Here is a 26,666-nt window from a genome sequence, read left to right as displayed (position 1 = left end):
TCATGATTCCCGTACAATTAGTGACCGGGTTTTTAGGAGCAGGCAAGACAACGTATATGAACCGCTTACTCGCGGCGACGGATGAAAAGATTTGTCTGATCGTCAACGAGCTCGGCGCGATAAATATCGATGAACAATTGATCGTCAAGATGGACCAAGAGCAAATCGAACTCTCAAACGGATGTATTTGCTGTTCCATCCAAAATGATTTGAATAAGACGTTCTATCAACTGGCTGCAAAGCAAGAAACATTCGACCGAGTCATCATCGAGACGACCGGTGTCGCCGATCCCGCACCGATCATTCAGACGATTTATTATGACGAGTACTTACGTCAACACTTTAAAATGAACGCCATCTTGACGGTTGTGGATGCCAGTCAAATGGACCGTGAACTGTTCAAAGAAGGGATTCATCAAATCGCTTATGCCGATCTCATTTTGTTAAATAAAACCGATTTAGTGTCGTCGGATGAACTCGATCAAGCACGCCGCCGAATCGAACAACTCAATCCGACGGTAAGGATTGTAGAGACGATTCAAACAGAAGGCGATTACGAATTACTTGAAAATACGTTCCAACTGTCACGTGTCGATGAACAGAAGTTGAGTCAACTGACAGAGACGAGTGAATCGGTCTCCTCCCTTCGTGCCATCACGTTGAGTGCCGAGCGTCCATTGTCTCGGGAGCGCGTGACCCGTTACGTTCGTGAAGTCTTGATGCACTACGAGGATGAGATGTATCGGATGAAGGCGATTGTCCGCTTACAGGATGAGGAGCGCAAGTTTGTCATTCAAGCGACGAATCAGTTGATGGGCGCGACATTTGCAAATGAGGTGCATGAAGGGGACCGTTCCGTATTTGTTTGGATTGGGAAGGAACTAGACCAAGATGCACTAGCACGGGGATTAAAAGCATGTGAGGTGGAGCAAGATGAAGCTTATTCTAGTTGACGGATTTAATTTGTTGTCCCGTTATTATTTTGCGACGGAGCGAAGACGAGCACAAGATCCGGAAGTGACTGTGAAAGGATTACTTCGAAAGGTGGATTCCTGGACGACAGACTTTTCCCATATCGCTTTCTTTTGGGACGGGACACGAGAGTCTACCCACCGTTATGCGATGTATCCTGAATATAAAGCAACGCGTAATGGACTCCCGGAACCACTTTTCGAAGACTATTTGAAATTGAGGGCCGCTTTGGATGAACGAGGTATCTTACAATCCGAGTTGACGGGATATGAAGCGGATGATTTGATGGGCGCAGTCGCGACAGCGTTCCCTGGTGAATCATATCTCTATTCCTCGGACCGCGATTTACTTCAGTTGTTGTCTCCGAACGTGTTTCAAATCATGCCAAAAAAAGGTGAGGAGCAGCTCGTCAATGAAGCTTCTTTTGAATTGATGTATGGCGTGAAACCATATCAGTTTGTCGACGTGAAGGCATTGCAGGGAGACTCTTCGGATAACATCCCAGGTGTACGTGGCATCGGTCCGAAGACGGCGACGATTTTAATTCAGCATTACGATACGATTGAGACGCTTTATGTGCATGTTCAAAATGAAACACTCGAAGCGCCCCATCAAAAATATGCAAAAAAACTAGACGGTCATGAAGAGATCGCGCTCTTGTCGAAACGACTGTCACAAATTGATATCCATGCACCTGTCAACACGGATTGGGAGGCGTACCGATTTGGTTCACATCTATTTTGACGCGGCCACTAATCAGACGACTGGAGAGAACGGAATCGGAGTGTGGATCAAGTCGTCCGACGGTACCGTATCGACGTTTAAACGTCGAATGCAAGGATTGACAAGCGTTCACGCGGAATTGGCTGCATGTGCTTATGCGCTGGAACAAGCGCATGTATTGGAAGGCGAAACCTCATTCATGCTGTATTCCGACGCCGAAGTGATTGTTCGCGCACTAGAGCAACGTTTCATGAAAGATGCTTCTGCGAAGCCTCTGTTTCTAAAAGCACTGATTGCCTATGATGAATTGCCAACCGTGTTCTTGAAATGGGTCCCACGAGCGGAAAATCGGGCAGACGTGATTGCACGTGACGCATTGAATGGAATGAATTGAGCGACCGAGATCATTCTTGGTCGCTTTTTTGACGGAGTCATTTCTTTTTAGATGGTTTTTCGCTAAAATGAAAGCGTAGTCAACTATAGAGGGGGAAATTATACATGGATTATCGGATCGAACGGGACACAATGGGGGAAATTAAAGTTCCAGCTACGGCGAAATGGGGAGCACAAACGCAACGTAGTCTCGAAAACTTTAAAATTGGAGCGGAGAAAATGCCGCTTGAAATCGTATACGCATTTGCCATTTTGAAAAAAGGTGCAGCTTTAGCAAACGCTGAACTCGGTGTACTCGAGGAAGAAAAAGCAGCAATCATCGCAGAGGTGGCAGATGAGATTATAGCAGGGCGACATGACGCGGAATTCCCGCTTGTAGTCTGGCAGACAGGATCGGGCACGCAGTCAAACATGAACGTCAACGAGGTCATTGCGCATCTTGCGAATGAAAAATTACAGGCTCGTGGAGCATCTATTTCGATTCATCCGAATGATGACGTCAACAAATCGCAAAGCTCGAACGATACGTATCCGACCGCGATGCACATCGCCGCCATCCTTTCTGTACAAGATGATGTCCTTCCAGCAATCGACTCGCTTTATCAAACCCTTTCACAAAAAGCGGAGGCGTTTATGGATATCGTCAAAATTGGTCGGACGCACCTTCAAGACGCGACGCCGGTCACACTCGGTCAAGAAATCAGTGGGTGGGTCCGGATGCTTGAATTGTCAAAACAGATGATCGAGCGCACGATTGAACCACTCACGGAGCTTGCACTTGGAGGAACGGCTGTCGGAACAGGGATCAACGCACACCCTGAGTTCGGTGAAGTTGTAGCGAAGAAAATCTCAGAAGAGACGGGCAAACCGTTTGTAACAGCCGTCAACAAGTTCCACGCCCTCACGAGTCACGATCAACTCGTCTTCACGCATGGTGCATTAAAAGCCTTAGCGATGGACGCGATGAAGATTGCGAACGATGTGCGATGGTTGGCTTCTGGACCACGTGCAGGAATCGGAGAAATCACCATTCCGGAGAATGAACCAGGAAGTTCAATCATGCCGGGTAAAGTTAACCCGACTCAAAGTGAGGCGCTCACGATGGTTGCCGCACAAGTACTCGGAAATGATGCGACGATCGGTTTCGGGGCGAGTCAAGGGAACTTTGAATTGAACGTCTTCAAACCAGTCATTATGTATAATTTCCTACAGACTTGTCGTCTATTAACGGACAGCTTACATTCGTTCAATGATCATTGTGCTGTTGGAATCGAACCAAATCATGAAGTGATCTCACATAATGTGGAACAGTCACTCATGCTCGTTACAGCACTTAACCCGCATATCGGATACGAGAATGCGGCAAAAATTGCGAAATTGGCACATAAAAACGGTACTTCTTTGAAAGAAGCAGCCTTAGAAACTGGTTTATTAACGGAAGAGCAATTTGATCAATGGATTCGTCCGGAGGAAATGACGTCACCAAACTTAAAAGTGGAAAAATAACACAAAGCGGTCGCAAGACCGCTTTTAGTATGTCTTTTTTAGGACGTAGGTCCTAGTGATATGTAAAACAATAGAAAATAAATAAGGAAATAGTTGTATTTTATCTTGAGAAGTCGCATAATCGAAACATAAGAGAATTCGGGGAGTACGAACATAGGGGGGGACGGGAATGGAGCAAGGTCAACTCACTGAGCGTATACATATGATTTTGAAAAAGATATCGGAGTCGAGACGAATTCCAAAAAGCGATATCGAGTTTCTACTCGATTGGATGAAGAAGGAAGTTCGGCAACGACGGTTGATGCATTTATTAGAAATTTTTAGTCGTGTCGAGTCTGACGCGAAGGAGTTGCCAAGCGTCCTTACACAAGCGGAAGCTTTGACCTTGATCTCTCCTGTGAAACGTTATATCCATACCGTCTTGGGGATTGAACAAGAGGACGAGGATCTCGTCCTTATCTTATCCGCAAGCTTTTCCACATTTAGTCGTTACAAGTCGCGCGTTGAGAAGCTTGGGGCACGTCCGGTATTTTTGCAGACCCTTGAAGAAGCCGTGGAATACGATTATGAGGATGTGCCAAAAGCCATCATCATGGATGTTGAATTATGGCCACAATTTAAAGAGCGAGATATCCAATCGTTCGTTAGCAAGATGAGAAAGCTCTACGTTCCCCTCATTGTCATCGGAACGAATGAACACTATCGTCTTGCTGCCTATTCATATGGATTCGACGATTATTGGGAATCGTGGGTGCCGATGGAGGAACGATTGGTGCGTCTCGGACTACATATCGAAAAATCACGTCTCGTATCAAAAGCGTTACTCGTGGATGAATTAACGGGTGCTTTCAACCGTAAGTATTTAAAGGCGACCTTTTCTCGGTTCATCTCGAGATTGGAGCGGTCTGGTGAGAGTTTTGCTGTCGCACTTCTCGATATCGATCACTTCAAACAATTGAATGATACGTTCGGTCACTCGTATGGCGATGACGTTCTTCATCGCGTTTCTGAAGAAATCCGTCATGCCATTCGTTCTAGTGATGAGCTCATCCGATACGGAGGAGAAGAATTCTTAATCCTCTTGAATGTCTCAGACCGTGCGATCGTCGAATCGGTACTTGAGCGAGTCCGAACACGTATCGAAGAAATGGAATTTCCATACGACCATCAGGTGACGGTGTCGATTGGATACACCCGAGTCTGCCAGACAGGCTATACACTCGGTGAATGGTGTGCCTACGCAGATGAGGCGCTGTATAAGGCGAAACGAGATGGTCGAAATCGTGTCGTCCGATACACTTCTGCTGTTCGTGAGGAGAAGCGAATCGCCTATGTGACGATGTCTGCCAATACCTATACATCGCTTGCTGATCGACTCCCCAAAGAGCATCGCCGATATGAAGTCGTATACCGTCCTTACGAGGCGTATTCTTGTAATGACAATATCGAGATGTTCGTCTTGGATGATGCGCGTGCGCAAGAAGCGAAAGGGACGTTGTCTGCTGTGAAAGAGCAACGAGGCAAATATAGTCACATTCTTGCTGTATCGAAACGAACGGCGTCTGAACTCGGAGCAATCTATGACGATTATGCGGATGGAGAACAGGACGAAGTCATCACGAGAAAAATTGAACAGTGGCTGGAAAAATTGCCAGACTAAAAAACAGACATCATGATGCGATGTCTGTTTTATCGTATTGTTTGAATGAAAAGGCATATGCATGTGTTTCGTCTTGCGGATGGTCGATTGTACTCGTAATTGACCATTCCCCAATCCGTTCGGGATAATACGTATCGGCCTCGAACGATGCAGCGACTTCCGTTGCATAGATCCGGCTCGTCATCAGCATCGTCTGCTCATATAACGTGGCGCCACCGATGACAAACCATTCTTCATCTTGACTCATTTCGACGAGACGGTCTAAATCATGCCAGACTTCGACTTGATCTGCTGAAAAGGAAACATCTGATGTGACGACGATATTGCGTCGGTTCGGTAACGCTTTACCGATGGACTCAAACGTCTTTCTTCCCATCACGACCGTTCCGCCAGACGTGATGGTCTTGAAATGTTTCAAGTCATCTGGCAAACGCCATAATAAGTCATTATCTTTTCCGATTTCACGACCTAATCCATATGCGACGACGTGTGAAATCATACGCTCACTTCTCCTTTGATGTGCGGATGCGGATCATATCCTAGAATTTCGAAGTCTTCAAAACGGAATGATTCGATTGAAGGGACGTCTCGGACAATGTTGAGTTTTGGTAGCGGACGTGGGTCACGCGACAACTGAAGTTCCACTTGTTCGAGATGGTTGTGGTAGATGTGTGCATCACCAAGGGTATGGACAAAGTCGCCGACTTTGAGTCCGGTCACGTGTGCGACCATATGCGTGAGTAGTGCGTATGAGGCGATATTGAACGGTACCCCTAAAAACGTATCAGCGCTCCGTTGATACAATTGACACGAAAGCTTTCCGTCAGCGACATAGAATTGGAACAATAGGTGACACGGCGGCAGGGCCATCTCCTCTAGCTGTCCTGGGTTCCATGCCGAGACGATCAACCTTCTTGAATCTGGGTTCGTCTTGATTTGGTCAATCACTTGAGCCAACTGATCGACAGAAGAACCGTCCGGGCGTGGGAAAGAACGCCACTGTGAACCGTATACTGGACCAAGATTGCCTTCTTCGTCTGCCCATTCGTTCCAAATGCGGACCCCGTTATCTTGAAGGTATCGGACGTTCGTCTCTCCTGAGATGAACCATAATAGTTCGTGAATGATGGAACGAATATGTAATTTCTTCGTCGTGATAAGGGGGAACCCTTCTTGCAGATTGAAACGCATTTGGTAACCAAATACACTCGTTGTCCCGGTCCCAGTCCGGTCTTCTTTTACGACACCTTGGTCGAGGATGTGTCGACATAAGTCATGATATTGTTTCATACGTAGTGTGCCTCCTTCTCAATCTCCTACCACTAAAGGTATCAATTGTAGGGAGGAAACACAAGATATAGTGGTGAGAATCATCCATAATCAATATCCTGGAAAAACAATCATGATTCTTCGTTTTCGTGACTGTCGCTTTCGGGTATAATGGGGAATGAACAAAAGGAGGGGTTTGATGAAATTACAAGGGAAGAAAGTCCTTCAACTTGTCAGTAATGACTTCGAGGATTTAGAGCTTTGGTACCCGGTGCATCGCCTTCGTGAAGAGGGAGCACACGTGATCCTCGCTGGGGAGAAGGCCGATCACGCATATATCGGTAAATACGGTGTGCCTGCAAAATCTGACGTGGCGTTTGATGATGTCGACATCACATCGTTCGATGCGATTCTCGTGCCAGGCGGATGGTCACCTGACTTATTGCGTCGTTTCGATTCGGTGAAAGGATTCGTCCGTTATATGGATGAACAAAAACGACCAATCGGTCAAATCTGTCACGCCGGTTGGGTGTTGATTTCTGCGAACATTTTAGACGGGGTGAACGTGACGAGCACGCCGGGAATCAAAGATGACATGGAAAATGCGGGAGCGATTTGGTATGATGAGCCGGTCGTCGTCGACGGACATATCGTCTCAAGTCGTCGTCCGCCAGACTTACCAGATTATATGCGCGCGTTCATCGACGTGTTCGCAAAACAGTAACTGAACCATAAAGGAGCTATTCAACGTTGAACTTAAAATCGAATCCATTACTTCGTAAATCAATGACGTCCACAGCTTACAGTGCCGAACCGATGACGAAAGCAGGTACATGGTCTAAAGTGTTCACCTTGCTTTTACTCGTGACAGCGGCAGCCGGTACGACATGGCTTGTCGTACCGACAATCGGAGAAGGGCTCTTGTTCCCGCTCATGATCGGGTCACTCATCCTCGGCTTTATCTTTGCGTTGCTCATCACGTTTAAACCGAATACAGCACCGGTCGTTGCGCCACTATACGGCATTATCGAAGGTGTCTTCGTCGGTTCGATTTCGTATTTCTTTGAAGCGATGGTCCCTGGTATTGTGGGACGTGCCGTATTAACGACGTTTGTCGTCGCCTTTGCGATGTGGTTTGTCTATACGACAGGGCTTGTCAAAGTGACACAGAAGTTTAAAGCCGGTGTCATGGCAGCCATGTTCACAGTCATGTTGTTATATCTTGTGCAACTCGTTATGAGTTTGTTCGGTTCAGGCTTGGCATTCATGACCGGTTCAAGCCCACTTGCGATCGGTGTTCAATTCGTGATTGTCATCGTCGCTTCACTCGCTCTCGTCTTAGATTTCGACTTCATCGCAAGTCAAGTCGAAGCTCGGGCTCCGAAACAGTTGGAATGGGTCGCGGCATTCGGATTAATCGTCACGCTCGTGTGGCTCTACATCGAGTTGTTAGATTTACTTTATCGTCTAGCGATGAGAGAATAAGAATCAATCATCGATCCGTTGGGTCGATGATTTTTTTACGAAAGGATGTGTCCATCTGTCTGAGCAAGACAGATTTATGATGAAGAAAATAGTGATTATCGGGTCAGGGATCGTCGGTGTTTCGGCTGCCTATCATTTAGCTGGTAAAGCGGATGTAACGGTCATTGACCGGAAAGAAGAAGGAAGAGCAACGGATGCCGCGGCTGGAATCGTATGTCCGTGGATTGCGCAGCGACGCAACAAAGCTTGGTATGCACTGGCGAAAGGCGGAGCAAGCTATTATCCTAAGGTCGTCAAAGAGCTGGAGGCTGAAGGGGAGACGGACACCGGATACAAACGTGTCGGGACGCTTGCGCTCCATGAAGAAACAAAGCTCGACCAGATGATGGAGCGAACTTTGCTTCGTCGAGAAGAAGCGCCAGAAATCGGTGAACTCGAACGACTGACTGCTGAAGAGGCACAACATCGTTTCCCACCGTTATCCGATGAATACGATGCACTCTTCGTGACAGGAGGGGCTAGAGTCGACGGCGGACGCTTTCGCGCTGCACTTGAGAGAGTCGCTATCAAGCGTGGCGTCACATTTGTCAACGGTTCTGCACGGTTGACGAGCGGAGATGAGATTGGTGTGGAGTGTGACGGAGTGAGATATGAAGCGGATGAAATCATCCTTGCGACGGGTGCTTGGTTACCGGAGCTGTTACAGCCTCTTGGATATACGGTACGAGTCGAAGGGGAAAAGGCCCAGCTCGTCCACGTCCAGTTGAAGGATACAGATGCATCTGACTGGCCGGTCGTCATGCCGCCACGACGCCGCTATTTACTCGGATTTGACGACGGGAAAGTGGTCATCGGTTCGACACATGAGAAAGGAAAAGCGTTCGACGTTCGTCCGACTGCAATCGGAGTACACGAAGTACTGACGAAAGGTTTAGAGTCGGCACCTGGACTTTCCGAGGCAGAACTCGTGGGGACGAAAGTCGGCTTCCGTCCGGTCACACCGAATTCAATTCCCGTACTCGGAAGGGTGCCTGGGGCAGAAAAACTGTTGGTCGCGAACGGTCTCGGATCATCCGGTTTGACGGTCGGCCCGTTCATCGGAAAAGTGTTGAGTGACCTCGTTCTGACAGGAGACGCGGAAGTGGATCTATCGCTCTATCCAATTGAAGACTTTATCTATCACACGTAAAGAAAGGTGACTGTCTGCTTGCTTGAGACAGTCACCTTTTAGCGTTTCATGACCCCATTCAAAAAGAAATGAAAGTAGACGTCCATCGTTTCCTTCATATCCCCGATTGAGAACTGAGGATCGGACAGGATGGCCTGTTGCATGAATTGTACATAGCGTAAATAAGAAGAAGTGGATAACGTCGAATCGATTGACCCTTGGGCCTTCCCGTATTCAATCAACCGGGCGAAAGCAGTATATCCTCGAGTCGCAAGCTGTTCCCAGTTCGGGTCTTGTTGAATCATTGCTGTGATGGTCTCGTCAAAGAGAACCGCCGACTGGATTTTTCGTGTTAGGATCTCGACGAGTAACGCATCGAATGGAGCGTTCGATTCAATCGCATGTTCAATCCAACTCATCTGCTCTTCTGTCATCTGTTTTAGGACTTGCACGATAACCTGGTCTTTTGACCCAAAGTAATTATAGATAGATACGGGGGAGACGTGCGCTCGACTCGCTAACTCACTGATTGTGAATCGGGATTGCTTCTCTGTCATCAAGTCATAAGCGGCACGTAATATCGCTTGTTGTTTTTCTTCGGTGCGTTTCGCAAATCCATCCATTGATTTAAGCGCTCCTCTCTCTAGTTTTGTAATCAATATACCATTTCCATTTCAAAAAAGAACGTGATATACTAGTTTTGTAATCATATCGTTCAGATATTACAAAAAAGGAGGGTTCGAGATGATTCGGATTCAGCGATTGACGAAACGATTTGATGCCACACATGGTATTTTTGACGTTTCACTACATGTATCACCAGGTACAATCTTCGGATTCATCGGACCGAACGGCGCTGGGAAATCCACAACGATTCGACATTTGATGGGTCTTTTGAAGCCGAGTGAAGGCAAGGCGACCATCAACGGATTCGACTGTTGGCAGGAGACGGAGCAAGTGAAACGGAGTGTCGGCTATTTGCCAGGAGAAATCAATTATCCCCAGAACATGACGGGAGAAGAAATCATTCGATTGACGCGCCATTTGCACAAAACGAATTCGGATCGTGAACGGCAATTACGTGAACGGTTTTCATTCGATGAGGCGACGAAAGTACGGAAGATGTCAAAGGGGATGAAGCAAAAACTCGCCATCATCACCTGTTTCATGAAAGATGTGCCCGTCTATATATTGGATGAACCGACGAGCGGATTAGACCCGCTCATGCAAGATCGTCTAATCGATTGGTTAATTGAAGAAAAGCAATCTGGGAAAGCGATTCTCATGAGTTCTCACCATTTCCCTGAGATGGAACGGACGTGCGACCGTGCCGCGTTGATTAAAGATGGACGCATCATCATCGAAGAGGACATGGAACAATTACGACAACATAGCGTGAAACGGTACCGAGTCGAATTTTCAACGGAAGCGGAAGCCGTTCGATTCGCGGCCGATTCTGGTGAACGGGACGGCATGCATGTTGAGGTCACCATCTCGACACCGATAGAGCTGAACCACCTCATCCGAACATTGGCGGAGTTTCAGGTTCAATCACTGACAAGTGGCACAGACGAGCTCGAACATCTATTCATGCAGTATTACGGGGAGGCGACATGACATGTTAATTCGCTCCATGTTGAAACAGAATCGCAGTTGGATTCTAGGATATTCAGTCGGGACTAGCATATATCTCTTTTTCTTAGCCGCAATCTTCCCATCTATTCAAGAAACAGGATTGATTGAGGCAAAATTAGAGTCGTTGCCACCTGAGCTTCTCGATGTCTTCCAAATCGATGCGTCGATGGCGATGGACAACGTCCTCAATCTATTGTCGAGTAACTATTATGGCTTGATTTTCTACGTCCTCGCAGTTTTATTCGCATTGACTTTCGCCTCGAAACTGTTGGCCAAACCGGTCGATTCTGGAGAAATCATGCTGTATATGGCGGCCCCGATTTCTCGAGTCACGTATGTGATGTCAAGCTTTGTTGTGTTGATTGTGGCAGTCGGGCTATTTGTCGGTCTAAATGGGTTGAGTTTAATGGCAGCGGACCTTCTGTTCGATTTACAAATCGACTATGCGGTATTGTGGATGCTTCAATTGAATGGAGCGCTCATGTTGCTCGTCCTAGGCGTAGCCGCTTATGTGATTGCGAGTCTGTTCGATGATAGTAGTAAATCCTATATGGTGACGGGTGGAATCTTCACGTTCTTTCTCATGGTGAACATCATCCAAGGAGTGAGCGATCAATTCGATTGGATGTCAAACCTCTCATTCTTCTCTCTCTTTGACGCCGGTGCCATCATGCGTGAGGAATATTGGGGCATCCATTTCATCTGGTTACTCGGTCTCCTGACCATCTTTTCAGCACTCTCGTTCATCCGATTCACCCGAAAAGATTTGACGATTTAGTTTTCCGAAATAAATTGTCGGGTATGATACAATCAGCTCGTTAGAATGAAAAGGGGATGAATGAGATGCTTTACGCAACATTACGAAATAAGGTCGAAATTCCGATGATCGGCTTTGGGGTCTGGAAGGTCGATAATGAAACCGAGGCACCAGCTGCTGTCGTTGAAGCCATCAAAACAGGCTATCGTCACATCGATACGGCTGCAATCTATAAAAATGAAGAGGGCGTTGCGAAGGGAATTCATCTCTCAGGTGTAGACCGCTCTAAATTGTTCATCACGTCGAAGATTTGGAATGATGACATTCGTGAAGGCAAAACGAAAGAGGCATTCGAAGGCTCGTTAAAACGACTCCAGACAGATTATTTGGACCTTTGTCTGTTGCATTGGCCGGTAGATGGGTTCGTCGATGCGTGGAAGGACCTCATCGATTTATATGAAGCCGGAAAAATCAAGGCAATCGGTGTATCTAACTTTAAAGAACACCATTTAGAAACATTGAAAGAAGCCGGTCTGATGGCGCCACTCATCAATCAAGTTGAACTTCATCCACAGCTCCCGCAACCTGATTTGTTGGACTACTGTCAAGATGAAGGGATTCAGATCGAGGCGTGGAGTCCACTCATGCAAGGTAAGTTTTTAGACATCCCTGCCTTTTCTGAAATTGCAGAAAAACATGGGAAGACGCCGGCACAGATAGTTCTCCGTTGGCATCTTGAGTCTGGTCATGTCGCGTTACCGAAATCGGTGACACCACATCGAATCCGTGAGAACTTTGATGTTTTCGACTTCTCACTCGATGCGGACGATTTGGCGAAGATCGATCAAGTGGCGACAGGAGAACGTCTCGGACCAGATCCAGACGAAATCGACTTTTAATGGAGAAGGGGTTCGCATATGCGAGCCCCTTTGTACGTGTAGAGTCACATGGATGCGGGTATTGAATATTATGTTACAAAAGGAGGTGTTTGATCTTCATTTAGAAGATCGTGCTTATGGACTTATCAAAATGGCCGATTGTAAACTGGGTTGCTTTTTTAGCGACCGTCGTCATCAACTATTTCGCGAGCGGCGACAACGCGGCGGTTTCGGACCGCATCGATATCTACTTTAAGCCGGCAGGGTACGCCTTCTCGATTTGGGGTGTCATCTATGTCGCGTTACTTGTCTGGCTGGTGCTCCAGTTGAAGAAAGGGACGACGGCGAATCGTCAAGCCGAGCGGATGAAAGCCGGATTTTTAGTCTCTTGCGTGCTGAATGGTTTATGGCTATTGGCATTCACGAACGAATGGTTCGTCGTCTCACTTGTCATCATGGTGTTGTTCCTGGCTACGCTGTGCTGGTTGTATTATATCGCTTTTCGGACGTCTACGAGCTGGCTCGATCGGTTCCCGTTCTCCATCTACATCGGCTGGGTATCAGTCGCGACCATCGTCAACACGTTCGTTGTGATGAAGACGGAACAGATCACGTCGCTGTTAGGTCTTGATGAACTCGCCTGGACCTCTCTTATGCTGATGGTCGGTGTGATTCTTGCCCTTCTCTTTATGTGGTGGCATCATGATTTCATCTATCCACTCGTATTCGTCTGGGCGTATATCGGAATCTTTGCGAGAATCGAAGAAGGCACACTCTATGTTGTGATTGTCAGCGCCCTCGCATTGCTTGCGATTGGGTATATCGGTTTGATTTTGTGGAAACGTCCGAAATCGTTTTTACATCATCCGCGTAAAACAGTAGAACAATAATCAAGAAAAGGGTATCTTCAGGATATCCTTTTTTTATGTTCTGAAGAACCTATAAATAAATAATATTTATGGATATTTATTCTTTATCGAACATAACTAAAAACGATAAATCCATTGATAACAGTAATGTATACGCTTTCAATAAGACTAAATGAGATTCCTATTATGCAAAAATGCATGCAACTCACTTGATTTTTCAGAATATTTAGAACAGAATGTTAATTACGAAACTGTGAGTGAAAGGGGTCGATGATATGAGTCGAGTTGGTTTGTATGACTCAAAATTTGAGAAAGATGCGTGTGGGATTGGACTTTACGTCAATCTACATGGGCTAAAGAAACATGAAATCGTCCAAAAATCGCTCTCCATGTTATGTAATTTAGAGCACCGAGGAGGACAAGGTGTCATCGATGCTGGTGATGGGGCGGGTATCATGACTGAGATTCCACACGAATTGTTTACGCAAACCATGAACCTTCCGTCACTCGGTCGTTACGCTGTCGGAATGGTTTTTTTTCAGCCGTCTGAGAATCAGCTACATGAAAAAATCACGTTGATGGAACGGATGGCGGATGAACTGGATTGTTCGACGATCGAATGGCGCGAAGTACCTGTCGACCCGATGCAAATCGGGGAACATGCGCGGGTCACACAACCGGTCATCTATCAATGGTTTATCTCATGTCCATTCCTAGACGAGGATGCGAATGAACGCGTCTTTTATGAACTACGTCGGAAAATCGAAAAAATCGAATCATTACGCCTATATATCGCAAGCCTGTCAACGAGAACGATCGTATATAAAGGGATGTTGACGCCAAATCAAATCGCAGCATTTTATTTGGATTTGCAATCCCCTCATTACAAAAGTACGTTCGGCATCGTTCATTCTCGTTTCTCGACGAACACGTTCCCTTCTTGGGAACGAGCACATCCGAACCGCATGATAGTCCATAACGGGGAAATCAACACGCTTCGCGGAAATATCGATGCGATGCGAGCACGGGAAGGGGTCACGTCAACAGACTTATTCGAAGACGTCCAACACTTGTTCCCTGTGCTTCAAGAGGATGGGAGCGACTCGTCCATGCTCGATAACGCTTTTGAATTCTTCACACGAACAGGTCGTTCGATCGCCCACACGGCGATGATGTTGATTCCTGAACCATTTGTCGAAGGAAAGATGGAACCGTTCAAGCGCGACTTTTATCAGTATCATTCATCCATCATGGAGCCGTGGGATGGACCGACTGGAGTCGTCTTCACAGATGGAAGGCAAATCGGAGCAATTTTAGATCGTAACGGCTTGCGTCCGATGCGTTATGTCGAAACATTGGACGGGGAATTGATTCTCTCCTCTGAAACAGGAGTCATTCCGGTTGACGCAGAGAACGTCAAATCTAAACAACGTCTAAGACCAGGACAGTTGTTGTTGATCGATTTGATTGAAAAGCGATTGATTCCTGATCATGAGATTAAAGAGACGATTGCGAAGTCAGAGCCTTATCACAAATGGCTTAAGCAGATGATGACAATTGAGGATCGAGGGATCGTTGAAGAAGAACTACTTGAACTCGGACGTGTGCAACGTGCGTTTGGATATACGAAAGAAGACATTGAACAGTACATGGTTCCGTTAATCAAAGACGAAAAAGATCCAATCGGCTCGATGGGGCATGACCAACCAATTGCGGTGCTCTCGACGCGGCCCCGTTCCTTGTTCCATTATTTCAAACAACACTTCGCGCAAGTGACCAACCCGCCAATCGACGCGTTACGGGAGAAAATTGTCACGGCTACGTTTACTTGGATTGGTCCGCAAGGAGATCCGGTCCATACCGGACGAGGTCACGCGAAACGTGTGTGGTTGAATCATCCGATGATTGATGGGGCAACCCTCAAGCAACTTGCCGAGAAGCTCAAGGTTGAACGAGTCGATACAACGTTTACGAATGATTTAGAGGCGTCGCTTGAAGCCCTTTTGCAACAGGTCAGCCAGATTGTACGAAATGGTGCGAACGTGATCGTCCTATCTGACCGTTTCGTCAGTAATGAACGGATTGCGATGCCGTCTCTCCTCGTACTGAGTGCGATTCATCAACACTTGATTCGAGAGAACTTGCGCTCGAACTGTAGTCTCATTTGTGAGAGCGGTGAAGTCCGAGAAGTGCATCAGGCAGCGACCTTGATTGGGTATGGGGCAGATGCGGTATATCCATACGTAGCCTATGCGACGATACGAGACTTAGTCGAACGTAAACAAATTGCGCATTCATTTGAAGAGGCCATTCGCTCGTATCAAAAAGCAGTTGTCGAGGGCATCGTCAAAATCATGTCGAAAATGGGTATCTCGACCATTCAAAGCTACCGTGGGGCCCAAATTTTCGAAGCCGTCGGATTAGATCGCAATTTGATTGAGACGCATTTCAGGGGAACGACGTCCCAACTGTCTGGAATCGGATTTGAAGAACTTGAAGACGAAGCGAGAACACTCCATACGTCCGCCTATGCGACGAATCGTCCGCTCGAGGCGGGAAGTGATTTCCAATGGCGTGCAGACGGAGAAGAACATGCATTCAATCCGAAGACGATTCATTTGTTGCAACGTGCCTGTCGTGAGAATGAACGTAAATATTATGATGCTTATGTGAAATTGCATGAATCATCAGGACAGTTCATTCGACAGTTGTTTGCATTTAAAACACAACGTCCTGTCCCGCTCGAAGAAGTAGAGCCAGTCACGTCGATCGTTCGCCGTTTTAAGACAGGCGCGATGTCATTTGGGTCCTTGTCAAAAGAGGCGCATGAAACGCTCGCTATCGCCATGAATCAGATCGGTGCGAAAAGTAACTCTGGAGAAGGCGGGGAAGACCGGGCCCGCTTCGTCCCGGATGAGTTTGGAAACGAACGCATCAGCCGCATCAAGCAAGTCGCAAGCGGACGATTCGGGGTGACGGCAGAATATCTTTACCATGCCGATGAAATTCAAATCAAGATGGCGCAAGGGGCAAAACCGGGTGAGGGTGGCCAACTTCCTGGAAATAAGGTGTACCCATGGGTCGCCGAAGTGCGTGGATCCGTTCCGGGGGTTGGACTCATCTCACCGCCTCCACATCACGACATTTATTCGATTGAGGACTTGGCCCAACTCATCTTTGACTTAAAGCATGTGAATCCTAAGGCGAAAATCAGTGTCAAACTTGTCTCGAAGTCAGGTGTCGGGACGATTGCAGCCGGTGTCGCGAAAGCGAATGCCGATACGATTGTCATCAGTGGATATGATGGTGGAACCGGTGCTTCTCCAAAGACATCAATCAAGCACACAGGTCTTCCTTGGGAGCTTGGACTCTTAGAGACGCATCAAACGCTCGCATTGAACGGGTTACGGGGGAGAGTCACACTTGAGACGGACGGAAAGCTCATGACGGGGCGAGACATCGTCCTAGCTGCCATCTTCGGGGCGGAAGAGTTTGCGTTTGCTACAGCGCCACTCGTCGTCCTTGGATGTATTATGATGCGTGCATGCCATTTAGATACGTGTCCGGTCGGTGTGGCGACACAGGACCCTGTGCTTCGTCAGAAATTTATGGGGAAACCAGAACACGTCGTCAACCTGATGACGTTCTTGGCAGAAGAAGTACGAGAAATTTTAGCATCACTCGGTGTGACATCATTAGACGACGTGATTGGTCGAACGGATCTTCTCGAAGAAAGTGAATGGAAAACGAAACATCCGAAAGCAAAACGGTTAGATTTAGCACCGATGCTCTCGATGCCGACACCACTTCCTGAGCGTGAAGAAGTCGCTCACCCGGCATACCGTTCCTACGATCACCGAAAATTGATTCCGGCAGTCTCACGGTCAATCAGCTCGTTGCAACCGACATTCTTCGTTGGTCGCATCCGAAACACCGATCGTGCCGTCGGGACACAGTTGGGGTTTGAAGTGACGAAAGTTCACGGTCAGGTCGGTTTAGCGGACGATACCATCTCGCTGCGCCTCAGTGGGTCAGCCGGACAAAGTTTAGGAGCATTTTTACCACGAGGAATCACCATTTCCGTCATCGGGGATGCCAATGATTATATCGGGAAAGGCTTGAGCGGTGGGAAATTAGCATTGATCTCTGAAAAACATGCACCGTTTGATGAAAGTAAACAAATGATTGCCGGAAACGTCTGCTTGTACGGAGCGACGATCGGACAAGCTTTCTTTAACGGTCACGTCGGCGAGCGTTTTGCCGTTCGAAATTCTGGGGCGACGGCAGTCGTCGAAGGAGTCGGCGATCATGGATGTGAGTATATGACCGGGGGAACGGTTCTCGTCCTCGGTGATGTCGGACGGAACTTTGCAGCCGGCATGTCAGGTGGCGTCGCATATATTTATGGGGATCAAGCGTATGATCGACTCGTCAACGAGGAGCTCGTCTCCGTCGTAAAAGAATTGAACGATGAAGATATGGAACAAATTTATGCACTTCTCGAAGCGCATCAGTTTCATACAGACAGTGTCAAAGCACGGACTATTTTAGAGTCATTCGAACAAGCTCGCCCTCACTTTGTAAAGGTCGTTCCACGAGATTATGCGAATGTATTGGACGTTATGCGTCAAATCGAGGCGAATCGACCGGAATTGAGCGAAGCGGACCGAGCACTTGAATTGTTCCGGGTTGTGACTGAGGGGGGTAACGCATGAAACATAACTTTTTAAACATCGCACGGTCCACATTACCTGAGCGTCTTGTGGATGAGCGAGTGAAGGATTATGAAGAATATGCGACACGAATGGATGACGAATCGGTCAAACAGCAGGCTGCACGTTGTATGGACTGTGGCACTCCATTCTGTCATGTCGGGGATATGATTGGACAAGAGACGATTGGGTGCCCGATTCACAACTATATCCCGGAGTGGAACAAGCTTGTGACCAAATCGGACTGGATGGGAGCGTATCACCGATTGATGGAGACGAATAACTTCCCGGAGTTTACGGGTCGAGTTTGTCCCGCACCGTGTGAGGGGTCTTGTACACTCGGAATCAGTGAAGATCCGGTTGCGATCAAATCGATTGAACGAACCATCATCGATCGGGCGTTTGAAGAAGGTTGGGTGAAACCAAGGCCGGTACATCGAAGAAGCGGGATGACAGTCGCCATCATCGGAAGTGGGCCGGCTGGATTGGCGGCTGCCGACCAACTGAACCAGCTCGGACATTCGGTCACCATCATCGAGAAGGCTGATGAACCGGGAGGTCTACTCATGTACGGAATCCCGAACATGAAACTGGATAAGGATGTCGTGAGACGTCGCATTCGGTTGCTCGAACAAGAGGGAATTGTCATCCAGACGAACATTGAGGTTGGTACGGATGTGACAGTGGAGGCGCTTCGGAACCAATACGATGCGGTGATTTTCGCGACTGGCGCTCAGAAACAGCGCACGCTCGGGATTGATGGCGATGATGCACGTGGTGTTGAAATGGCGATGGATTATTTGACAGCATCGATGTACGAGCGAAAAGGAACGACCCGATCACCAGAACATGACGCCAAAGACAAAAATGTCATCGTCATCGGGGGTGGAGATACAGGAGCCGACTGTGTGGCGACGGCAATCCGTCAAGGTGCAAAATCAGTCGTTCAATTTGGGAAACACCCGTCAAAAGGGTTGCTTCGTGCACCAGAGAAACCTTGGCCACTTCAACCGGACACGCTTACGACGGATTATGCGTATGCGGAATCACTCGCGGTCTATGAGAAAGACCCGAGAACGTATTTGATTCGCTCCAACCAAATCGTCACGAAAGAAGGACGTGTCACAGGGATTGAAACGGAACGGATGACGAAAGTCGTCAACCCGGATGGTCAGGCAACCTTCTTCGTGGAGGAAGATTCGATAGAGACGTATCCGGCGGACTTGATCCTCGTCGCCATTGGATTTGAACGACCAGAGCACGAGTTGCGGAAAATCGGTGTCGAGAAGACGACAGATTTCCAGACGGCAACGGAAAACGTCTTTGTCGCGGGGGATGCCAAGCGAGGGCAAAGCCTGATTGTATGGGCGATTCGGGAAGGACGAGAAGTAGCAGAGGTCGTCGATGCGTATCTCGATACTTGCAAGACCGAATTAAAAACCTCATCATAAAAAGGAGCGACAGCCGTCGCTCCTTATCTTTTGTTTAGGAGGAGTTTTATGTTCACCGAAATCCTCATGTATACGGGAATCTGGTTTATTCTCATCCTCATTTTATTAGGAACCATTTATTCACGACGGAAAAAATGATCAAAGCACCATCGCCGCAATCACACCGAAGATGATGAGTGAAATATTGTAGTGTAAGAACGTTGGCCAAACCGTTTCACGTAGGTGATCGTGTTGACCGTCAGCGTTCAATCCACTCGTAGGTCCGAGTGTCGAGTCACTCGCTGGGCTACCTGCATCCCCAAGCGCTCCTGCAGTCCCGATGATGGCAATCGTTGCCTCGACTGAGAAGCCGTATTGTACACAGAGCGGGACGAAAATTGCTGCAATGATTGGAACAGTCGAGAAACTTGAACCGATTCCGAGCGTGATGACAAGGCCGACGAGCAACATAACGAGAGCGGCAATGAGTTTAGAGTCACCCATCAAATCGCTCGCTCCGTTGACGAGCGGTTCGATCGCACCTGTCTCGCGGATGACGGCAGCGAATCCACTTGCGGCGATCATGACGAACCCGATGAATGCCATCATGCGCATGCCGCTTGTGAAGATATCATCTGCCTCAGACCATGGAATCAGGCGGAAGATTGAAAGCAAGATCAAACCAGTCACCGCAGAGGCGATCATCGACTCGGTCTGCAACTGAACAATCAACACGATGAGAACGACTGCGAGTGTCATGATCATCTTCAAACCACTCATTTGACGTACTTCATAATCAGTTGGTCCGAGTGCAATCGTGTCATACGTTCTCGGTTTCCGGTAGTGAATGAACGCCGCTATCAATCCGACGACCATCCCTAATGCCGGGATGCCCATGATCGAGATGATGTTGACGTCTCCGACAGTCAAGCCGTTCGCTTCAACGTTCGCGATGAGAATCTCATTCAAGTAAATCCCACCAAACCCGACAGGTAACAACATATATGGTGTCACAAGACCGAACGTCAAAATGGTCGCTACGAGACGACGGTCTACATTCAACTCATTGAACAGTACGAGTAACGGCGGAATCACAATCGGGATAAAGGCGATGTGTATCGGAAGCACGTTTTGAGAGCTGATGGATAACAATAAGATGAGTGACAACAGGAATGCTTTGACAACCATCACACGCTTGCCTGACACGTCACGACCTGACATCGCAATCAATTTTTCAGCTAAGACATCCGGAAGCCCCGTCTTCGATAACCCGACAGCGAATGCGCCGAGGAGCGCGTAGCTGAGTGCGATGCTCGCTCCACCACCAAGACCGTCACTGAAGGCGGTCAACGTATCGTTGAACCCAAGTCCTCCAACAAGCCCCCCGACAAGCGCCGCTAAGATTAATGATAATACAATGTGCACTCGGCTGATGGCGAGCGCAAATAAGACGATGACTGCAAGTAATACTGCGTTCATATCGATCCAACACCTTTCGCGTTTTCTTTCTCTTGGTATCACTTTAATATGATAAAGACTTTTTGAAATTTAACATATGATGTGACCCTTGTCAAATCGAATATGAAAAAAAGCGATAACTCGTGAAAGTTATCGCTTACGTGTTACATCTCGACGTTATGATACACTTGGCGCACATCTTCCAAGTCTTCGAGCACATCGATTAGTTTTTCAAACTGTTCTTGCGAAGCGTCATCGAGTGACACTTCGTTCTGCGGGAGCATCGTCAATTCCGCAACGGCAAACTCTTCTACACCGGCAGCCTTGAATGCAGTTTGAACGGCGTGGAACGCTTCTGGCTCGGCATAGACGATGACCGTCTCGTCTTCCTCGATAACATCACGCACATCAAGGTCATGTTCCATCATGAGTTCGAGGACGTCATCTGCCGACATTTCATTGACACCGATGACGGCAGTTGCATCGAACATATATGCGACCGAGCCACTGACTCCCATGTTGCCTCCGTTTTTACCGAACGCGGCACGGACTTCTGAAGCCGTACGGTTGACGTTATTCGTCAATGTATCGACGATGACCATCGAACCATTCGGACCAAACCCTTCATATCGAAGCTCATCGAAATTTTCCTCATCGCCACCTTTGGCTTTGTCGATGGCACGATCGATGATCGCCCGGGGCACGTTATACGTCTTCGCACGCTCCACAACGAATTTTAATGACTGGTTCAACTCAGGATCAGGTTCCCCTTGACGGGCGGCCACATAAATCTCGCGACCGAACTTCGCATAGACGCGACTCGTGTTCGCATCTTTTGACGCCTTCTTCTCTTTAATGTTGTTCCATTTACGACCCATTACATGTCATCTCTCTTTCCATTTGTACGTAGATTCATTACAGATTATATAAGAAGTTGTGGGAATTGACGAGAAAAGTTTTACTCGTCACCTTTGTCCATCTTCTCGACAATCTCTGTAAGTGTCTTCAAACTCTCAAAGAGTCGGTCAGTTTCGTCCTCATTCAAAAAGGCGAGACGTTCCTCGAATAGTCTACGGAATGAGTCTCTGCGCTCAAGTAAGATCCGTTCACCTTTCTCGGTCAGTTGATTCCAAATCACGCGGCGATCCCGCTCGTCTGGCACCCGCGTGATATACCCCTCGTTCAATAATTTCGTGATGAGCGGGGTAACGTTCGGTGGCGCGATGGAGAGTGTCTCGCTGATTCGTCCATTCGTGACAGCCCCCTCGTCCTCAATCAACATCAATAGATGGAAATGAGAGAAGTTCAGGTTTGGAATTTGAGGAAAATCAGATCGACGTAACAATTTACGACGAATTAAAGGAATCAGTTTGACAAACTGGTCCGCTGCATCTTGTTTCGGCATAATAGATTCACTTCCTAGTTAGGTTCTATTTTCATTATACACGAGTTAGGTGCAGTTGAACCTAAAAACGGGTTGATGTGATGATTGATACATCATAGTAGAGATTGAATCGACACAAAACATGTAAGCGTTTACATTAAAGGTTTGATATATTTTCATGAAAACGCATTCGATTTTACTGAGGACGCATACAAAAATCAAGAGCTGTCAACAATAGATAAAAAAATATTGTGAAAGAGTTCACATTGTTGTCACCCACAAAACCTGAAAAACATTGTATTCTATGAATGTGAAGGAAAGCACAATCTCTAAAAAACAGTCATCATATTGTGCTTCCATCAAGTCAATATGTTCATTAAAAGCTCTCACTTATGAGGAGGAACCTAACATGGCAGTCAAAGAGAAAGCAAAAGTGGAAACAACGGCAGAACAAATGGTGGACACGCTCGTAGCCAGTGCGCATAAAGCACTCGATACGTTGATGACGTTCGACCAGGAGAAAATCGACCATATTGTACAGGCGATGGCGCTTGCAGGACTTGAGCAACACGTCGCACTCGCGAAATTAGCACATACAGAAACAGGTCGCGGTGTCTTTGAAGACAAGATGATCAAAAACATCTTTGCGACAGAATATATCTATAACTCACTCCGTGGTGAGAAAACGGTCGGCGTCCTTGAAGATGACGTTCAAAACGGAATCACATACATCGCGGAGCCAGTTGGTGTCGTCGCTGGTGTCACACCGGTCACAAATCCGACATCGACAACGATGTTCAAAGCAATCATCGCTATCAAGACACGTAACCCGATCATCTTCGCGTTCCATCCATCAGCGCAACAATGTTCAAGTGAAGCGGCCCGTGTCCTTCGTGACGCAGCAGTGGCGGCAGGTGCTCCTGAAAACTTAATTCAATGGGTTGAAGTTCCATCACTCGATGCGACGAAAGCACTCATGAACCACCCTGGCGTGGCGATGGTCCTTGCGACGGGTGGGGCGGCAATGGTCAAATCCGCTTACTCGACTGGTAAACCGGCTCTCGGTGTCGGACCTGGTAACGTACCAGCCTATATCGATAAGACTGCAAAAGTGAAACGCGCCATCTCAGACGTCATCCTTTCAAAAACGTTTGACAACGGTATGATCTGTGCGTCTGAACAAGCGATCATCGTCGACCAAGAAGTATATGAAGAAGTGAAAGCAGAGATGACGGCACTCGGTTGCTACTTCTGCTCACCAGAAGAAAAAGCAAAACTTGAAACGCTCGTCATTCGGACGGATACATGTGCTGTCAACCCTGAAATCGTCGGGAAGCCGGCAGCATGGATCGCTGAACAGGCAGGTCTCAAAGTACCGGCTGATACGAAAATCTTGATTGCAGAACTCGAAACAGTTGGCGCAACAGAACTTCTCTCTCACGAAAAATTAAGCCCGGTTCTCGGTGCGTATAAAGTTCAATCACGTGAAGAAGGATTCGCAATCGCTGAAAAAATGCTTGAGATTGGTGGTCTCGGTCACACAGCGGTCATCCACTCAACAGATGACGATGCCATCCTTGAATTCGGTCTCCGTATGAAAGCTTGCCGTATCATCGTCAACTCGCCTTCAGCACACGGTGGAATCGGTGACCTTTACAACGAAATGACACCATCCCTCACGCTCGGTTGTGGGTCTTACGGTAAAAACTCCGTCTCAGAAAACGTGACGGCGAAACATCTACTCAACGTGAAAAAGGTGGCGAGACGTCGCGTGAATATGCAATGGTTCAAAGTACCTGAAAAAATCTATTTCGAGAAAAACTCAGTACAATACCTTCAATCGCTCACAACGAAGAAACGGGCGATGATCGTCACAGATGAAATGATGGTCAAACTCGGATTCGCTGACAAAGTCATCAAAAACTTGCCTGCTGGCGTCGAGTACCGCATCTTTGACCAGGTCGAACCTGATCCATCTGTTGAAACAGTCATGAGCGGTGCCGAAGCGATGCGTCACTTCCAACCAGACATGATCATCGCACTTGGTGGTGGTTCACCGATGGATGCTGCGAAAGGCATGTGGCTCTTCTACGAACGTCCAGAAGAGAAATTCTCTAACCTACGCCAGAAATTCATGGATATCCGTAAACGGACGTACAAGTTCCCGACATTAGGTAACAAGTCAATGTTTATCGCCATCCCGACAACGTCTGGTACAGGTTCTGAAGTGACACCGTTCACTGTCATCACTGACAAAAAACGTAACGTGAAGTATCCGATTGCTGACTATGCAATCACACCAGACGTCGCCATCGTCGACCCAGAGTTCGTCATGACCGTCCCAGCTTCAATCACGGCTGATACAGGAATGGACGTCATGACACACGCAATCGAAGCATATGTTTCTGTCATGGCGAATGATTACACAGACGGACTTTGCCTCCGCGCCATTAAGATGATTTTCGATTATCTACCAAAAGCGTATGAAAACGGTAGCGACGCGGAAGCTCGTCAGAAAGTACACAATGCTTCAACGATGGCGGGTATGGCATTTGCGAACGCGTTCCTCGGTATCAACCACTCGATCGCTCACAAAATCGGTGGAGAGTTCCACGTACCACACGGTCGTACGAACGCAATCCTCATGCCACACGTCATCCGTTACAACGCGACACGCCCATCGAAACTTGCGGCGTTCCCGAAATATGAGTCATTCATCGCTGACGAACGTTACGCAGAAATCGCACGTTACCTCGGTCTTCCAGCAAGCACGACAGCTGAAGGTGTCGAGTCACTCGTCCAGGCGATCATCGAGCTCGGTCAACGCTTGAACATCAAACTTTCGTTCAAGGCGCAAGGCATCAAGAAAGCAGAACTCGATGCGAAGATTGACAAGATGGCGGTCGACGCATTCGAAGACCAATGTACAACGGCGAATCCGAAAATGCCGCTTGTTGAAGAATTGAAAGAGATCATGTACGCAGCATACGAAGGCGTATAAGGATCAACATTTACAAGTGGGCCCGTTCAACTCGAACGGGCTTTTCTTGTGATCGGAATATGATATTCGGATTCTAAAATTATATTTAAATTGATAAAAAATTGAATAGTCAGACGATAAATAGCTGTATATAATAAAAAATGGTATGTATAGTAATTTATTGATGAATGGGGATCGTGTAATGTTCATATTGATTAGTTTGTTGCGTTCAATCGCGACAGTTTTTCTTTTCTTCAATCCAATCCATCCGACGCCGCTCGAGACCGCTGAATATATTTCATCAGTCGATCGAAATGCGGATAGTTGGGAGAGTGCCGACTTTTTTGAATCATTCGGAACCGAATTACCCATCGACATGGACCGAAACCTCCTTTACACAGAACGGATAACCGGCTGGACTGAGATTGAAATGGGGGATAAAACGTATGAGGGGTTTTCATCGATGACGTTTGATCAACCGTTCAAAGGTACGATTTTACATATGACGTGGGGACAAGATATTCCGGACGTGAAAGAGAAAGTGATTGTCTTACCGACGACAAAATTTTCATATGACAACATCGAAGATGCGTATACCGTCGATTACGCAGGTGAGGTTTTGAATGACCAGGAAGCGAACGCGTACTTGTCAGAGCTCGCATCTAAGGGAGCTGCAGGATACCTGATCACCCCTTTTGAAGACGACCCATATGAGACGGGTTTCGTTTTCACGTCATCTTATATGCCGTTAAATGGTACAGGGGTAGACTTGGATACGGCTGAACAACTGAAGGACGGGGAAACGATTCAAGTCAAGCCCTATAATGAAGAAATTCCGTATGTCGAATTTGTCCAAAAAGGCAAGACGGATCAAGAGATTGTTCTCATGTCACGACTCGATTCTTCCTGGCACGGGGCCCATTATTTGTCTGCCGTCGGTCCGTCTACGGTCTTATATCATCTGATGCAGGTGATGAACGAGGAAATGCCAGACTATACGATTCGATATGTCTTTTTGAATGGAAACGGCGACTCTAGAGAAGCGAGTGACGATTTCCTTGAACGGCTAGGGGAACAAAAAGAAAAAGTGGAAACGATCGTCATGCTCGATATTCTTGGGACTGGTGATGGTCCACTATACGTTCGGACGAAAGGGATGAAATCTTATCCAGTTCTAGAACGGGCGCCATTCGCTGAACTAGAAGTGCGTTCGTTGGCAAGTTCACCGGGTGACGCTTACGATGAAGCAGGAATCCCTTATTTGATGTTGAGTGACTCATTAGAAGGAAGCTGGCATGTGTTCACGGAGAAAGATACGTTCGAACGGCTGTCGGAAGATGGATTAACGGGTGCGGTCGATTGGCTGCACGATTGGCTAACTGACTGA

Annotated in this window: 22 protein-coding genes; 16 read left to right on the top strand and 6 right to left on the bottom strand. The window is 47.4% G+C overall.

Annotated elements, in window-relative coordinates:
* The first annotated feature begins 2 nt into the window (after positions 1-2).
* From IRJ25_RS07075 to IRJ25_RS07055, 5 genes are all read left to right on the top strand, one after another.
* Entirely contained in the window at positions 3-953 is a 951-nt protein-coding gene (locus tag IRJ25_RS07075) for a CobW family GTP-binding protein (RefSeq protein WP_264092468.1), read from the top strand.
* Positions 934-1,716 (top strand): 5'-3' exonuclease, encoded by a 783-nt coding sequence (locus tag IRJ25_RS07070; protein ID WP_264092469.1) that lies wholly within the window; start codon positions 934-936, stop codon positions 1,714-1,716. The genes IRJ25_RS07075 and IRJ25_RS07070 overlap by 20 nt, the downstream gene beginning before the upstream one ends.
* Positions 1,697-2,089 carry a reverse transcriptase-like protein gene (locus IRJ25_RS07065; RefSeq protein WP_012726190.1) on the top strand — a complete coding sequence of 131 codons (393 nt, stop codon included), beginning with the start codon at positions 1,697-1,699 and terminating at the stop codon, positions 2,087-2,089. Before IRJ25_RS07070 ends, IRJ25_RS07065 begins: the two co-directional genes overlap by 20 nt.
* Positions 2,090-2,193: 104 nt before the next feature.
* Positions 2,194-3,594 carry a class II fumarate hydratase gene (gene fumC, locus IRJ25_RS07060; protein WP_269318012.1) on the top strand — a complete coding sequence of 467 codons (1,401 nt, stop codon included), beginning with the start codon at positions 2,194-2,196 and terminating at the stop codon, positions 3,592-3,594.
* Between the two features lie 169 nt (positions 3,595-3,763).
* Positions 3,764-5,254, top strand: coding sequence for a GGDEF domain-containing protein (locus IRJ25_RS07055; protein ID WP_269318011.1), 1,491 nt, complete (start codon positions 3,764-3,766; stop codon positions 5,252-5,254).
* 10 nt (positions 5,255-5,264) lie between these two features.
* Here the strand turns inward: IRJ25_RS07055 and IRJ25_RS07050 are convergent, their stop codons facing one another.
* Positions 5,265-5,753, bottom strand: coding sequence for a dihydrofolate reductase (locus IRJ25_RS07050; protein WP_074037102.1), 489 nt, complete (start codon positions 5,751-5,753; stop codon positions 5,265-5,267).
* Entirely contained in the window at positions 5,750-6,544 is a 795-nt protein-coding gene (locus IRJ25_RS07045; RefSeq protein WP_269318010.1) for a thymidylate synthase, read from the bottom strand. The genes IRJ25_RS07050 and IRJ25_RS07045 overlap by 4 nt, the downstream gene beginning before the upstream one ends.
* A 178-nt stretch (positions 6,545-6,722) precedes the next feature.
* On the opposite strand from IRJ25_RS07045, the gene IRJ25_RS07040 reads away from it, so the two are divergent.
* The 3 genes from IRJ25_RS07040 to IRJ25_RS07030 all read left to right on the top strand — a co-directional run bounded on the left by IRJ25_RS07040 (position 6,723) and on the right by IRJ25_RS07030 (position 9,197).
* Entirely contained in the window at positions 6,723-7,247 is a 525-nt protein-coding gene (locus tag IRJ25_RS07040) for a type 1 glutamine amidotransferase domain-containing protein (RefSeq protein WP_269318009.1), read from the top strand.
* 26 nt (positions 7,248-7,273) lie between these two features.
* Entirely contained in the window at positions 7,274-8,008 is a 735-nt protein-coding gene (locus IRJ25_RS07035; protein WP_269318007.1) for a Bax inhibitor-1/YccA family protein, read from the top strand.
* A gap of 76 nt (positions 8,009-8,084) precedes the next feature.
* Positions 8,085-9,197 carry an NAD(P)/FAD-dependent oxidoreductase gene (locus IRJ25_RS07030; RefSeq protein WP_318841962.1) on the top strand — a complete coding sequence of 371 codons (1,113 nt, stop codon included), beginning with the start codon at positions 8,085-8,087 and terminating at the stop codon, positions 9,195-9,197.
* A 38-nt stretch (positions 9,198-9,235) separates the two neighbouring features.
* On the opposite strand, the gene IRJ25_RS07025 is transcribed toward IRJ25_RS07030, so the two are convergent.
* Positions 9,236-9,799, bottom strand: a complete 564-nt coding sequence (locus tag IRJ25_RS07025) for a TetR/AcrR family transcriptional regulator (protein WP_214783191.1) — start codon at positions 9,797-9,799, stop codon at positions 9,236-9,238.
* Positions 9,800-9,920: 121 nt separating this feature from the next.
* Here IRJ25_RS07025 and IRJ25_RS07020 point away from each other — a divergent pair, with 121 nt between their 5' ends.
* From IRJ25_RS07020 to IRJ25_RS06995, 6 genes are all read left to right on the top strand, one after another.
* Positions 9,921-10,793 (top strand): ABC transporter ATP-binding protein, encoded by an 873-nt coding sequence (locus tag IRJ25_RS07020; RefSeq protein ID WP_074037097.1) that lies wholly within the window; start codon positions 9,921-9,923, stop codon positions 10,791-10,793.
* A 1-nt stretch (position 10,794) separates the two neighbouring features.
* The gene (locus IRJ25_RS07015; RefSeq protein WP_214690967.1) at positions 10,795-11,589 is read left to right on the top strand and encodes an ABC transporter permease subunit; all 795 of its coding nucleotides are present in this window, start codon (positions 10,795-10,797) and stop codon (positions 11,587-11,589) included.
* 65 nt (positions 11,590-11,654) lie between these two features.
* The gene (locus tag IRJ25_RS07010) at positions 11,655-12,467 is read left to right on the top strand and encodes an aldo/keto reductase (protein WP_264092473.1); all 813 of its coding nucleotides are present in this window, start codon (positions 11,655-11,657) and stop codon (positions 12,465-12,467) included.
* 116 nt (positions 12,468-12,583) lie between these two features.
* On the top strand, positions 12,584-13,336 hold the full coding sequence (locus tag IRJ25_RS07005) for a tryptophan-rich sensory protein (RefSeq protein WP_078146831.1): 753 nt from the start codon (positions 12,584-12,586) through the stop codon (positions 13,334-13,336).
* Between the two features lie 254 nt (positions 13,337-13,590).
* The gene (gene gltB, locus IRJ25_RS07000) at positions 13,591-18,030 is read left to right on the top strand and encodes a glutamate synthase large subunit (protein WP_269318006.1); all 4,440 of its coding nucleotides are present in this window, start codon (positions 13,591-13,593) and stop codon (positions 18,028-18,030) included.
* Positions 18,027-19,478 carry a glutamate synthase subunit beta gene (locus IRJ25_RS06995; RefSeq protein WP_214783201.1) on the top strand — a complete coding sequence of 484 codons (1,452 nt, stop codon included), beginning with the start codon at positions 18,027-18,029 and terminating at the stop codon, positions 19,476-19,478. The genes gltB and IRJ25_RS06995 overlap by 4 nt, the downstream gene beginning before the upstream one ends.
* A 138-nt stretch (positions 19,479-19,616) precedes the next feature.
* On the opposite strand, the gene IRJ25_RS06990 is transcribed toward IRJ25_RS06995, so the two are convergent.
* The 3 genes from IRJ25_RS06990 to IRJ25_RS06980 all read right to left on the bottom strand — a co-directional run bounded on the left by IRJ25_RS06990 (position 19,617) and on the right by IRJ25_RS06980 (position 22,320).
* The gene (locus IRJ25_RS06990) at positions 19,617-20,936 is read right to left on the bottom strand and encodes a Na+/H+ antiporter family protein (RefSeq protein WP_269318005.1); all 1,320 of its coding nucleotides are present in this window, start codon (positions 20,934-20,936) and stop codon (positions 19,617-19,619) included.
* Between the two features lie 143 nt (positions 20,937-21,079).
* Complete coding sequence (locus IRJ25_RS06985; protein ID WP_012726206.1) at positions 21,080-21,793, bottom strand: YebC/PmpR family DNA-binding transcriptional regulator; 714 nt, start codon at positions 21,791-21,793, stop codon at positions 21,080-21,082.
* A gap of 80 nt (positions 21,794-21,873) precedes the next feature.
* Positions 21,874-22,320 carry a MarR family winged helix-turn-helix transcriptional regulator gene (locus IRJ25_RS06980; protein WP_211781262.1) on the bottom strand — a complete coding sequence of 149 codons (447 nt, stop codon included), beginning with the start codon at positions 22,318-22,320 and terminating at the stop codon, positions 21,874-21,876.
* A 388-nt stretch (positions 22,321-22,708) separates the two neighbouring features.
* On the opposite strand from IRJ25_RS06980, the gene adhE reads away from it, so the two are divergent.
* A complete protein-coding gene (gene adhE / locus IRJ25_RS06975; protein WP_159562238.1) occupies positions 22,709-25,300 on the top strand; it encodes a bifunctional acetaldehyde-CoA/alcohol dehydrogenase in 2,592 nt (863 codons plus the stop codon).
* 181 nt (positions 25,301-25,481) lie between these two features.
* Complete coding sequence (locus IRJ25_RS06970; protein WP_214783207.1) at positions 25,482-26,666, top strand: hypothetical protein; 1,185 nt, start codon at positions 25,482-25,484, stop codon at positions 26,664-26,666.

The organism is Exiguobacterium sp. KJ 601, from assembly GCF_027161185.1.
GTDB lineage: Bacteria > Bacillota > Bacilli > Exiguobacteriales > Exiguobacteriaceae > Exiguobacterium > Exiguobacterium profundum.
This window is presented reverse-complemented; position numbering and strand designations above follow the sequence as displayed.

Excerpts from the sequence above, each read along its gene's own strand:
- IRJ25_RS06970 (WP_214783207.1), top strand. The coding sequence starts at position 25,482 with ATGTTCATATTGATTAGTTTGTTGCGTTCAATCGCGACAGTTTTTCTT.
- IRJ25_RS07030 (WP_318841962.1), top strand. The coding sequence starts at position 8,085 with ATGATGAAGAAAATAGTGATTATCGGGTCAGGGATCGTCGGTGTTTCG.
- IRJ25_RS07010 (WP_264092473.1), top strand. The coding sequence starts at position 11,655 with ATGCTTTACGCAACATTACGAAATAAGGTCGAAATTCCGATGATCGGC.
- IRJ25_RS07070 (WP_264092469.1), top strand. The coding sequence starts at position 934 with ATGAAGCTTATTCTAGTTGACGGATTTAATTTGTTGTCCCGTTATTAT.
- IRJ25_RS07045 (WP_269318010.1), bottom strand. The coding sequence starts at position 6,544 with ATGAAACAATATCATGACTTATGTCGACACATCCTCGACCAAGGTGTC.
- IRJ25_RS07055 (WP_269318011.1), top strand. The coding sequence starts at position 3,764 with ATGGAGCAAGGTCAACTCACTGAGCGTATACATATGATTTTGAAAAAG.
- IRJ25_RS06995 (WP_214783201.1), top strand. The coding sequence starts at position 18,027 with ATGAAACATAACTTTTTAAACATCGCACGGTCCACATTACCTGAGCGT.
- fumC (WP_269318012.1), top strand. The coding sequence starts at position 2,194 with ATGGATTATCGGATCGAACGGGACACAATGGGGGAAATTAAAGTTCCA.
- gltB (WP_269318006.1), top strand. The coding sequence starts at position 13,591 with ATGAGTCGAGTTGGTTTGTATGACTCAAAATTTGAGAAAGATGCGTGT.
- IRJ25_RS07015 (WP_214690967.1), top strand. The coding sequence starts at position 10,795 with ATGTTAATTCGCTCCATGTTGAAACAGAATCGCAGTTGGATTCTAGGA.
- IRJ25_RS06985 (WP_012726206.1), bottom strand. The coding sequence starts at position 21,793 with ATGGGTCGTAAATGGAACAACATTAAAGAGAAGAAGGCGTCAAAAGAT.
- IRJ25_RS07040 (WP_269318009.1), top strand. The coding sequence starts at position 6,723 with ATGAAATTACAAGGGAAGAAAGTCCTTCAACTTGTCAGTAATGACTTC.
- IRJ25_RS06980 (WP_211781262.1), bottom strand. The coding sequence starts at position 22,320 with ATGCCGAAACAAGATGCAGCGGACCAGTTTGTCAAACTGATTCCTTTA.
- IRJ25_RS07025 (WP_214783191.1), bottom strand. The coding sequence starts at position 9,799 with ATGGATGGATTTGCGAAACGCACCGAAGAAAAACAACAAGCGATATTA.
- IRJ25_RS07075 (WP_264092468.1), top strand. The coding sequence starts at position 3 with ATGATTCCCGTACAATTAGTGACCGGGTTTTTAGGAGCAGGCAAGACA.
- IRJ25_RS07005 (WP_078146831.1), top strand. The coding sequence starts at position 12,584 with ATGGACTTATCAAAATGGCCGATTGTAAACTGGGTTGCTTTTTTAGCG.
- IRJ25_RS06990 (WP_269318005.1), bottom strand. The coding sequence starts at position 20,936 with ATGAACGCAGTATTACTTGCAGTCATCGTCTTATTTGCGCTCGCCATC.
- IRJ25_RS07050 (WP_074037102.1), bottom strand. The coding sequence starts at position 5,753 with ATGATTTCACACGTCGTCGCATATGGATTAGGTCGTGAAATCGGAAAA.
- IRJ25_RS07020 (WP_074037097.1), top strand. The coding sequence starts at position 9,921 with ATGATTCGGATTCAGCGATTGACGAAACGATTTGATGCCACACATGGT.
- adhE (WP_159562238.1), top strand. The coding sequence starts at position 22,709 with ATGGCAGTCAAAGAGAAAGCAAAAGTGGAAACAACGGCAGAACAAATG.